The organism is Bradyrhizobium sp. 142 (assembly GCF_023074015.1).
Classification (GTDB): domain Bacteria; phylum Pseudomonadota; class Alphaproteobacteria; order Rhizobiales; family Xanthobacteraceae; genus Bradyrhizobium.
This window is the reverse complement of sequence record NZ_JADPKQ010000077.1, coordinates 1-11,524: the sequence shown is the minus strand read 5'-3', so window position 1 is coordinate 11,524 and position 11,524 is coordinate 1. Positions and strand designations below refer to the sequence as shown.

Genomic DNA, 11,524 nt, shown 5'->3' with positions numbered 1-11,524 from the left:
ATTCAGAAGCGCTTGATCTCGATACCGTGCCTTCTCAGGGCATAGCCAATCTGGCGCGGCGTCAGTCCAAGCAGCCGCGCCGCCTTGGCCTGTACCCACCCGGACCTTTCCATCGCCGCGACTACGCGCTCGCGATCTGTGATCTTGGCGGCACCTATGACAGGTCGGCCGGGTGGCTCTAGCGGCGTCAGTTCGCTACCGACCGGCTGAACGTGTGCCACAGCTTGTGTTGGCGGCATGCTCAGCCTCGCGGGGAGTGAGATTATCGGGCTCGGCTGTCGCGCCACTTGCTCCGGCCCGCACTTCCATAGCGTGGCCGACAGGCATTGCCCGTGGCAGCAGGCAAAATCCTCTCTTACGATCGACGATCCATGCGCCAGGGTCGCGGTCCGCTGCACACAGTTCTCCAGCTCGCGAACATTACCGGGAAATCCGCAATTCATAAGAACGTCAATCGCACTTGAATCGAAGACCAGAGCACGGCCGTTCTCATTGTTGAAGTTCTTCAAGAATCGAGCGGCGAGAAGCGGAATATCAGTGCGTCTTTCGCGCAGCGGCGGCAGTAGCAGAGGAACCACGCTGATGCGATAATAGAGATCGGCACGAAACTCCTTCCTTGCCACCGCCTCTTCAAGATTTTTATTCGTGGCTGCAATCACGCGGACGTCGACTTTGATCGTCTGATTGCCGCCGACCCGCTCGAACTCCTGCTCCTGAAGCACGCGCAGGAGCTTCGCCTGGAACGACGCCGAGATCTCGCCAATCTCGTCCAGAAACAACGTTCCCTTGTCGGCGAGCTCGAAGCGACCCTTGCGCGCGTTGAATGCGCCCGTAAACGCCCCCTTCTCGTGACCGAACAATTCGGATTCCAGCACCGTCTCGGTGAGGGCTGCGCAATTCAGCTTGATAAAGGGGCGTTTGGCGCGCGCTGAACGCTCGTGAATAGCCTTCGCGACCAGCTCTTTGCCGGTACCCGATTCGCCACGCAACAGAACTGTGCTATTCGATTTTGCGATCAGCTCGATCTTCTCAAGCAACGCGCGCAGCGGCGGGCTGTCGCCGATCATTCCATCGACTTGGACCTTCTTACGCTCCCGCCCATGAGGCTTGAGCTCGGACAGCTGCTTCTGCAGCCGGAACTCCTCGTCCATAAGCCGCCCGCGATCGCGCACAAAAACGCAATGCAGCTTCGCCGTCTGGCCCAGAAGGCTTGCGACCATCGTCAGCAGGCGGAGGTCGTCCTCGAGCTGCGCATGCGTCCCGTTGTCAGCGATGCGGTCGATGCTCAGCGTACCCACAACTTTCTCGTCAATGTCTATGGGAACGCCGATGAACGCAACACGCGTATTACCGGCGGCGTCTAGCATCTCGACGTCCGAAGAACTGAAGATCGAATGCAGCGCTACGTTCTCGACGATGAGCGGCCGCCCCGTCGCCACAATTTGATCAATTGCTCCTTGCGGCAAGCGCACCCCGCAACGCGCGTCGCGCCCTTCGCTCCGGCCGTCGTCTACGATGATCTCGGGCACCCCGTCATGATCAAACAGACATACGATGCCGCGCCGCATCTGCACAAGCGATGGCAGACGTTCGATGACGGTCGCCAGCTTGGCTTCGAGCCGGCATAGGCCGGTGAGCGCGTGCGCTATTTCAAAGATCGTGCTTAGCGATTTCTCTTGCGACCGCAGAATAGAAGCGGAAGGGTCTGCGTCGGAGGTTGAGTTTGGTTTTTCGCGCAGGGAAACGCTGTCCAGCATAATGACTTCTCCGTTCCTTTCTTGATCCTCCCCATCACCTCGATCGGACTTGTTGGACTCGTGTTGCATGCCTGCCTCGATCTGACATCCAGTTCTCAGGGCGGGGCGAGAGATGACGCCTCTTCATGGCACGCCGGCAGCACTTACAGTGACTAGATTTGTCGCTTTATTCTTTCCAACTCGCTGCGCGGATTCGCCCCGGCCAACATGGCTTCCATCGATGAAGCTCAGTTAGCGGGGTTCGCCAGGGACGGATTCACTCACAAGTGTTGCCCGCCATTGATCGGCACTTCGGCGCCAGTGACATAACTTGCCGCATCTGAACATAGGAAGAAAATGACCTTGGCGACCTCTTCGGGTGTACCCACCCGGCGAAGTGGGATCTTTGGCACAAGACGCGCTTCCGTGTCAGGCGACAAAATGTCCGTCTTGATTTCGCCGGGCGCGATCGCATTGACGCGAATGCCATGTGAGGCGTAATCGTGCGCCATTTCGCGCGTGAGACAAGCGAGCGCAGCTTTCGACGTCGCATATGCCGTTCCTGCAAATGGATGCACCCGCGCGCCGGCGATCGAAGTCACATTGACGATCGAGCCCGAAGCCGCTTTTAGCTCATCGAACAGACCTTGAGCGAGCAGGATCGGCGCCACCAGGTTGAGGTGGAACACGCTCATCCAGGTATCGACTGAGGTCGCCAGCGACGTCAGCCGGGCACCGTTTGGCGTTTTTGGTGAGTTTCCAGCATTGTTTATCAGTCCCTGCAGCGGTGCGCCGGCAAGGCGCTCCTTTATCTGGGCAATCGCGCGCGGCAGCGTCCGATGATCGCTCAGATCGACTTCGATATAGCTATCCCCCTCTGAGTCCCATGGGCAGCGCACCGCGTCGAATGGTTGGCGCGCGCAAGAAATGATGCGCCAACCGGCTTCCGAAAACAATCTTCCGGTGGCGCGACCGATACCGCGCGATGCCCCGGTCAATACCAGCGTCTTCCGCTCACGCAGCGGACGGCCCGCTCCATCGGCGTGAATTGGACCACGAGGGTCCGTTTCCGACGATTGAGCTGCGACCGCATTGTCATCTGGTAGACCTAGATTCACACGCGACTCCCTTCCGCTCCCCTCGCCTGTGCACCTGGTGCAGGATCCGGGCCAGAGCGATGCAGGGCACAGGTGGCGCGCTTTTGCGACGCAAATGGCAGGTTCCGAACATCTGGCCTGTTTGCTTTTCGACACCAGAAACGCCGCAGCAATGGCTGTCGTCGAGCTCCCGGGTGCTGCCCACTGCGTGCGCTAAACCTTCGAGCCGAGAGGCTGGTGTTTCCATGGCGAGCTGACTGCGTCGCCCTCCACGAGCGGTCTATGGGTCATGCAGCGCTGAACGAGATAGGTTAGCTGCCTTTGGCGGAGATCAGGATTTAATGGCCAGTTCGTCCAAGTTGCTCTCGGCCGTGGTACGCGCGGCCACATGCGGCTCTTGAGCAATATCGATGGGCCGCCGGCCGCGCGGTTCATCACGCCTTCCGTCCGAAAGGACTCTGCGAGCGGCGCATGAACAAGGCCGTCGTCCGAAAACGAGCTGACCGCAAAAGGGTTGCCCAGCAAAGGCGATCCATCTACCGGACGCGCCTCCTTTCTGCTGGGACATTCTGACGTGACTGCCTGTTACGTCAGATTTCCTCGGCGACCCGGACCGCCATTGCCGTGCTTTTCACCGTCTGGCCAGCGATGGCGGGTTTGGCCGGAGGATGACAGAACCATAACCTTTCCGCGCGACTCGACTTACACAGGAGGGCCCGAAGCATTGCGGGGCAAGGCCGCCGGCGCCCGCGGCATTGGCCTTACGCTTCGCAGGCGTTCGCCCTCCCACCGCACCGCATCCGTGGTAGTGCGCCGGTCAGCCGTCGCTTGCGGGACGGAAGTCGCCATCCACCGTTCCTGCGAGACGTTCCGAAACTCGATGGTGTCGAAGCCAGCAGTATCAGACCGATGATCTAGCCCGCCATTGCTCAGGCTCACATTCTGGCGCTTCATGAAGCCGCGAAATGCTCGTATGGGTTATCGATCATGGCCAAGTGCTCCGGATTGCTCTGGTCGAATTCAATAATCCGTGGCACGAGCAGACGGGCATAGCGCGTGAAGGCGCTGGTGGGTGGAAAGCGGATCACTGTAGCGCATCGCGCAAGAAGATACATGTCGATGAGAGCGGAAGCTCCACCTTCAATTCCCATTTCCGCACTATGCAACGGCCCTGCCCGATCGGCCTGGAAACGTTTTGGTACGGCGAAGACATCGGGAAACAGACCCGATAGGCGATCGAGCACCTGTGCACTGTCCGTGCACAGGAAGACCTTTACAGGCTTTGGATATGGCAAAGCCTTGGCTTTACGGATTGCCATGCAGACCTGACGAAGGGCGAGCTCCGAATCGGCCCAGTACGGCGCATGCTCCATGATATCTTCGCCATTGCCGTGCCGAACATGAACGCCAATGATGCTATGGCCGCTAAAGTGTTCCTCATACAAGCCGTCGATCCGCGCTTGAATCTCAGACCTGAGCTTGATGTTCCGAAAGATCAGTCGTTCGGCTTCCTCGCCACAACGCCACATCAGGCAGGCGTCACAGACAATGGTGTTGGCTTCGTTATCTTCTCTTGCCTGGAACAGCTCGGTCAGTTCGTCACGTTCTTTGAAGATCTGCTCATCCGGACGATTGATGCAGTCGATCGATGGCCTATTCCACCACCGCGGGAAGAACGGTCCGGGAAACGAGAGCTGGTTGACCCGGTCATCGCAAATCACCGGGACGCCAGCGATGTCCTCAAGCGGCTCGAAGAACACCGGAAAGGCGTTCCTGAACGGTTGGTCGATGTAGCAGGAACCGCGCCAGTCAACGACGAGCGTCCGTCCGGTCCGCTGCGCGTACGACCAGGCTGACGCCAGCGACCAGAGGCAGTCACCAAAGCCGGTACGCCTCCGAGAAATAACAAAGCGTTCCTTCGTCAAGTTTATCAAACCCTTCTCGTTGCGTAAGATCAGTTTTGTGTGGCGCACTTACTCATCTGCGATTCCGATCCACGCCAATGGACGGCTGGTCACCTGGACGCAAGGCGATCAACCCGCAACCCTCCTCCACGGCACCGCGATTGGCAGGTCATGCAAGAGGCGTCCAAGGAGCCCTCTTCCGCATTTCTCACCTTTTACGACCGCGCAGTCTGTGACGGATGCAGCCGAATACGGCGCAGATCCCAGAGCCCGCGCAGTTCGTTCACGAGAGCTTCTCGCCTAGTCCTGTCAGAGGTGACCCTGGCGAGAAGATCGGCAAGAACAGCTTCCTTCTCAATTTGCATCAGCATGTCGAACAGGTCATGCGAGACGCGCACGCTGTCCTGGCCGGAGTGACCCATGCGGATCTCGCAGACTGTCTCCTGGCGTTCTCGGCCCGCATGAGCGCGAACCCGGTAAAGAGATACATGGGGCGGCAGTGATACAGCGAGTGCAGTCCAGCTTTCGAGCGTTGTTGCCCGCTTCTTGACAAGGAATGAACCGACCACAAGGCCATCCAGCTCGGTCGACAAAAACGCCGTAATCGCATCGGCAACGGAATCTACGATCGGTTCGGCATTGTTGTTGAACGACGTATTAAGCAGAATCGGGACGCCAGTCCGGCTCTTGAACGCATTGATGAGTTCCCAATAGGCGGCATTGTTCGTGCGGGAAACCGTTTGCAGCCGAGCCGTACCATCGATATGCGTGATCGCGCCCAGCAAAGCACGCTTGGATTCGCGCACGCGAACGACGAAATTCATGAAGGGATATTCTGCGCGACCATCCGGCAACTCAAAGAACGCGCCCGCATCCTCCTCCAGAACCGATGGCGCAAATGGTCGATAACTTTCGCGCTTCTTGACCATCGCGTTGATCCGGTCCTTGTTCGCCGCGGGCCTCGGGTCTGCAAGAATACTGCGGTTGCCGAGCGCGCGAGGGCCGAACTCCGATCGGCCCTGTACCCACCCGATCACGGCGCCATCAGCGATCCACTCGGCTGCTCTGGTTGCGACGTCAGCGGTCCGTTCAATCTCGAGGTGTCCGGCCCACCCCTTCAGTTCCTGTTCGATGCTGTCGTCGCTGCCGACATCTGGCCCCCAATAAACCGCCTGTAGTCGCTCGCGGGGCGCGGGCTGCCCGGCCTCGTTCGACACCATCAGTGCCGCGCCCAATGCGCATCCGGCGTCATGCGCAGCCGGCTGCACGAAGATGTCTTCGAACAGGCCTGAATACAGGAGTTTTCCGTTCAGCGTGCAGTTGTGAGCCACCCCGCCAGCCAGGCACAACCGTTTCATTCCAGTCGACTCACGGTAATGCCGAAGAATGTGAAACACGATCCGCTCCAGCGCCTCCTGCAACGATGCGCTCACATCTCGATGCTGTTGCGTGAACGGCATTCCCTTTCGCCGGACCTCGATATTGCGCAGCAATGCCGGACCGATACGGTCGAGGTGAACGCGGTAGCCACCGTTTGCGGAGAGCTCATAGAATTGGGAAAAGAGCTCGCGATAGCGTGCGGGATCTCCGTAAGGAGCCAGTCCCATAACCTTATACTCGTCGAACAGGCCGTAGCCGAGATATCGGATCGTCTCCAGATAGAACAGTCCGAGAGAGTTATTCTCTGGAAACGTCATAAGTTCGGTCATTTCGGTGCCCGACCCGACCGCCAAGAGACCCGACAGGAAGTCGCCACAACCGTCGATCGCGAGGACCAGGCTTTCTTCAAAACCCGACATCGCCAGAGCGCTCACGGCGTGGGCCTGATGGTGGCCTACGAATGACACCCGCGAAGGATCAACTTGGGTACCGAACTCCGTGGCTAGAAGGTGCCGTAACAGCAGATTCGCATCTAGCGGAATTGAGATTTCCGGTTGTGAGATGAACAACCGTTCGAGCATCGCATTGCAATAGCCTTCAGTAGCGTAGAAGGCAATACGATCGACGTCGCGAAGCTCCACACCCGCGGCTGCAAGACAGTATTCAATCGCACTGCTCGGGAGCTTGTTTGAATGTTTGATCCGGTTGAGTCGCTCCTCTTCCACGGCAGCGATCACGCGCCCGTCCTTGACAAGTACCGCGGCGCCGTCGTGCAGAAACGTGTTCGGTAGTCCAAGGGGGTTTTCATAGACCCTGTCGAGGCCGCCACTCAATCCTAGACACAGCATCTTGTTCTCCGTTAATCCTGAGAGGCCCGTTGGCCTATTTCGTATGGCTTGCTTTGGGAGTAGGCCGCACGTCGCCGCGGGGCCGATCGGGCATCGCTAGCGTGACGAGACCCGCATAAGCGTCGCACGCGATCGGAAGTTCGTTGCGCCCGATATCTCATCTCGCACACGCGATGCTTCGCGTTAGGTCTTGTTCCTCTCACCGCATCAGGCGCTGCCGAAGCAGCACGGCCGAGACGAGGAAGGGAAATGCTGCGTAGATGCAAAGTGCGCCCACATGCAATCCGACGCTGTCGACCGGCCGACCGAGCATTGCCGGACGAATGAGATCGACCGAATGAGTCAGCGGCAATAAGGTCGCGATGCGTTGAAATGAACCGGGCAACTGGCTCATTGGGAAGATCGTCCCGCTCAAATACATCATGGGCGTGAGAATGAGCGACTGGTAGAAGATGAAATAGTCGTGGCTCGGTGCAAGCGCTGAAACGACCATTGCGAGGCTCGCGAAAGTAACGCCAGTGAGGGCGATGGCTGGTAACGCATAGGGGATGGATGACCACTCTGCGTAACCCAGCGCGACGGCGACAATCGTGATCGCGGTCCCGGCGAGCAAGGCCTTGCTCGCTGCCCATGCCACTTCACCGAGAACAATGTCGCCGAGCGTAAGGGGCGTACAGAGCACTGCCTCCCACGTGCAATTTGTCTGCATGCGAGCGTAAGCCGCATAGATCGTTTCGAAGGTTGCGGAGACCATCGCGCTTGTGGCGACCATGCCAGCCGCCAGAAACGAGATGTATGAGGTCCCCTCAACACCACCTATGATCATTCCAAGGCCAAAACCGAGACCGAACAGAGAGCTCATCGGCTCGGCCAGATTCCCAAGAATCGATGCCAGAGCGACTTTCCGCCAGACCAGAAAATTGCGGCGCCATACCGCGATCCAGTTCCATGGATTAGCAGGGAGCGCCGGCGCAAAACGTTGCCACATCGTTCAGTCCTTTATCTCTCGCCCGGTTAGCCGCAAGAAGACATCCTCCAGATTTGGAGGACGCTGCAGAAAGCGCAGATCCGTGCGGTTGGCAAGTCGGAGGCGCACCTGCTCTGGATCCGTGACATAGCAGAAGAGCGTCTCCCCGCTCACCTCAGCGCGCTGCACTTGGGGTCTGACCAACGGCAGCAGTTCATGCGGATTACCGCCGTAAATCTCGATCACTTGGCAGCCGATCTGCTGCTCGATCAACGCGTGAGGCTGACCTTCGGCGATCTTACGGCCGTGCTCAAGCACGCACAGGCGGTCGCACAATCGCTCCGCCTCTTCCATGAAGTGCGTGGTGAGAAGGATCGTTTTGCCGCGCGCTAATAGCGAGCGCAAGCGTTCCCAGATCAGGTGACGGCCGTGCGGATCAAGGCCGGTCGTCGGCTCATCAAGCACCAAGAGCTGCGGGTCGTTAATGAGGGCCCGTGCCAACGTCAGGCGTCGCCTCATGCCGCCGGACAATTCGGCGACGCGGGCATCCGCCTTGTTCTCCAGGCGCGCGAATTCGAGCAGTGACGGCGTGACCGCTTTCACCTCAGCCGCGCTCATGGCGAAGTAGCGCCCGAAAACGAGCAAGTTTTCGCGCACCGTGAGCTGAAGATCAAGGTTATCGAACTGTGGGACAACCCCGATCCCCCGCCGCGCCAAGCGCGCCCGTGCCGGCACTGGCTCGCCGAGCACGCATATCTTACCTGCGTCGGGCGATGCAACACCCAGGATCAAACGCGCGAGCGTGCTTTTACCCGCGCCGTTTGGTCCCAGCAGACCGAAGCACTCTCCCGGCGAGACCGTAAACGAAAGAGCGTCCACGACGACCCTGTCGTCGTAGAACTTGCTCACCTGGAAAAGGTCGACTGCCGCGGTTGACATTTGCTTACGCCATCGCGACGGACGTTGTTCGCGCCGCTTCCTCGCTTGCGCGCTTTTTTGTCCAAAGCAGGCCGTCACACCATACGTGATCGACGCGTCCCCACTGGCACGCGGCGGCAGCATCCGGGAAAAAGCCGCGTCCATGCAGATTGGCGCTGGTATTGCAAAGCAGCGGAATGGCTGTGAGCTTCTCGTATTCGACGAGAAGCTCGGCCACCTTATGCTGCGAGGTTCTGGAAACGGTCTGTAGACGAGCAGATCCATCGAGATGCACGACGGCGGGAATTTTGTCCCGCCATTCTGGTCGCGTCTGGTGATCGAACAGCATGTACGGATCGGGTATTCCAGGGCTAAAAATCTCCGCCGCACGATCCTCCAGGCATATCGGCGCTACCGGCCTGAAATGCTCACGAAGTTTGATGTCGTTGAGATGATCTTTCATTCCTTCCCAGCTCGCAGCCGCGAGAATGCTTCTGCCACCCAAGGCTCGCGGTCCGAGCTCGGCACGCCCGGCAAGGAAGACCACGGGCTTGTCGCAAGCGAGGATTGCCGCAAGTTCGCCCATAGTGCAGGGCGCGCCCTCCCATTCGGGCGGGACTTCGCCGGGACGCACGGCCGGTCCGCTGTAGACCGACCATTCCAGAGCTCTAAAGCCTTGCTGTGCCGCCAATGCAGAGCAAGCAGCACCAATGGCTGAGCCGCTGTCGTTCGGAAAGGGCGGCACCCACACGACATCGAACAGGCCGGTCGCACGAAATGCACTATTCCACTTAATATTCAGGCCACAGCCGCCGGCTATGCAGAGGTTACGCGCCCCCGCAAGATCCGAATGCCGCTCCACAACATCAGCAATGGTGCGAACCAGCAGACGCTCTAGAAACACGTGAAATGACGCAAGGACGTCTTCGGCTCGCTTTTCCTTCAATCGCATTGCGCACGCATCGAAGAAGTCGTGCAGAGCTTCAAGCGGCGATTGTGAGCTGTTGATCTGTTCAAGCTCAGGACAAGCGCCCTCAGCATCCGCGGCAAAGTGCGCCTCATAAAGTTCATGAAACGTCTTAATACAGTCCTCGTCGGGCGATCCCAGCGCGATATAGGCCATCAGCTTGCCGGCAATACCGAGATCCCAGCTGGTGCGGTCTGCCCGCCTGTAAGGTCCAAAGTGATGTCCTGCCGTCGCATAGGCGTGACCTATCATCGGAAACAGGCACTCGATGAATCGGATGCCATGGGGCTCGACATAGTAGAGGCGTGGAAACATGCAGCCGTCCCACACCAAGCAGAAAGCAGATTGTGCGGATTTGGCAAACGAGCTGGCGCAGTATGCGGATGCAACGTGCCCGGTGACATGGGGATAGCTTTGATAGGGATATAGCTTCCCATCAAGCATGAGGCCGATGCCATCGCGGGACGTCAGGGGGCTATCGCCTTGCCGTTCGACATACGGCGCGCCCTTGAGCTTGATGGTCGTCGTCCCACTAAGGACTTCAAACTGCGACTCGAACTCTCCATCCCAGCCATCAATGACGAACTGATCAACATCGCTCGGATCCAGCCCGTGCTCCGCCAAGGCGCTAACAACGGCATCCAGGTTGTCAATGGTTTGATAACGCGGATTGTTGTTCAGCTTCTCCTGTTCGACACAAAACACCACCCGGCCGTCCTCGATCAGAGCGACTGCCCCGTCATGCGTCAACTTGATACCGCAGATACGCATAGTGGCTCCTTTCAAGCTCGGCCGTTGGGACGGATCGAAGATCGCTCCGGATTGCGAAAGCGGACCAACAAGCAGTCTTCGTCAGCCGACTGCCCCTGGCACTGCACGCGTTCGACCTCAATGAGCGCTTCAGTCAACATCGTGATGACTGTCTCGGCGCCAGCGACATGCCCCCAGCGCCTGCAGGTGGCATCACGGGCAGATCCGAAGACCAGATGCCCACCTGGAGCAAGCATCTTCACTATCTTGTCGATTGCGGTACGCATCCGTGTCATGTCTTCGAGATAGTAGAGAACTTCGGCGACCACGATCAGATCGAACAGCTCTTCGGTCGAGAACTGCAGAATATCAGTCGCCGCCCAGCTGATATGCGACCACCTCTTGGTCCGCTGGACCGCTCGACCGATCGCTCGCGGCATAACATCGATGACCGTGAGCCGTTTGCAGTGAGGAGCAAGCTTCTCTGTGAATGCACCGGCCGCGCACCCGATCTCGAGGCCGGTTGAGACGGCGCCGTTCGACAGCGATAGCCGTAGCAATTGGGTGTGACGCTCACGTTCGAACGGATTGTCGTCAAGCCGCCACGGGTCATCGTTGGTCAGCTCCCGTTGCAACGATTGATATGTCTTGTCCACGCTCACCACTAAATCCCCCTACAAAGCTCTCAGTCAGTCTCGGCCGCAATGCCATCAGACGCGATCAGCTGCGAGGGAGCACGCGAAAGACCTGCCCCGCGAATTGAGCCAGGCGTTTCCGAGGCCGGGTTAAGGCTTGGTCCAGTTGTGGCGTCTTCGATCGAGGCCTTCGATTCATCGACCTCTGATGATTTCGCTACTTTGCGCGAGAGCCAGTCGCTGTTGCTCAAGGTACAGAGCGCATAGGCTTTCATCGGGAGCAGGAGGAAGATGTTGATCGGGGTGTGGAGCGAGAAGCCGA

At 58.8% G+C, this 11,524-nt stretch carries 8 protein-coding genes and 1 pseudogene; all 9 read right to left on the bottom strand.

All coding sequences use genetic code 11. The features are described 5' to 3' along the window. Positions 1-2: 2 nt before the first annotated feature. Positions 3-1,826: a nif-specific transcriptional activator NifA gene (gene nifA, locus IVA82_RS08565; RefSeq protein ID WP_247493241.1), complete on the bottom strand. Its 1,824-nt coding sequence runs from the start codon at positions 1,824-1,826 to the stop codon at positions 3-5. Between the two features lie 191 nt (positions 1,827-2,017). Then, positions 2,018-2,854: an SDR family oxidoreductase gene (locus IVA82_RS08560; RefSeq protein ID WP_247385720.1), complete on the bottom strand. Its 837-nt coding sequence runs from the start codon at positions 2,852-2,854 to the stop codon at positions 2,018-2,020. 929 nt (positions 2,855-3,783) lie between these two features. Continuing rightward, the gene (locus IVA82_RS08555) at positions 3,784-4,758 is read right to left on the bottom strand and encodes a nodulation protein NodZ (RefSeq protein ID WP_247493240.1); all 975 of its coding nucleotides are present in this window, start codon (positions 4,756-4,758) and stop codon (positions 3,784-3,786) included. A 194-nt stretch (positions 4,759-4,952) separates the two neighbouring features. After that, positions 4,953-6,965 carry a carbamoyltransferase gene (locus IVA82_RS08550; RefSeq protein WP_247493239.1) on the bottom strand — a complete coding sequence of 671 codons (2,013 nt, stop codon included), beginning with the start codon at positions 6,963-6,965 and terminating at the stop codon, positions 4,953-4,955. Positions 6,966-7,164: 199 nt separating this feature from the next. Continuing rightward, positions 7,165-7,953, bottom strand: coding sequence for an ABC transporter permease (locus IVA82_RS08545; RefSeq protein ID WP_247385716.1), 789 nt, complete (start codon positions 7,951-7,953; stop codon positions 7,165-7,167). Positions 7,954-7,956: 3 nt separating this feature from the next. Then, on the bottom strand, positions 7,957-8,871 hold the full coding sequence (gene nodI, locus IVA82_RS08540; protein ID WP_247385714.1) for a nodulation factor ABC transporter ATP-binding protein NodI: 915 nt from the start codon (positions 8,869-8,871) through the stop codon (positions 7,957-7,959). A gap of 4 nt (positions 8,872-8,875) precedes the next feature. Then, positions 8,876-10,588 (bottom strand): nodulation protein NodU, encoded by a 1,713-nt coding sequence (gene nodU / locus IVA82_RS08535; protein ID WP_247493238.1) that lies wholly within the window; start codon positions 10,586-10,588, stop codon positions 8,876-8,878. Between the two features lie 11 nt (positions 10,589-10,599). Then, complete coding sequence (gene nodS / locus IVA82_RS08530; RefSeq protein WP_247493237.1) at positions 10,600-11,229, bottom strand: nodulation methyltransferase NodS; 630 nt, start codon at positions 11,227-11,229, stop codon at positions 10,600-10,602. 23 nt (positions 11,230-11,252) lie between these two features. Beyond that, positions 11,253-11,524 (bottom strand): annotated as a pseudogene (locus IVA82_RS08525) (chitooligosaccharide synthase NodC); the annotation flags it as partial.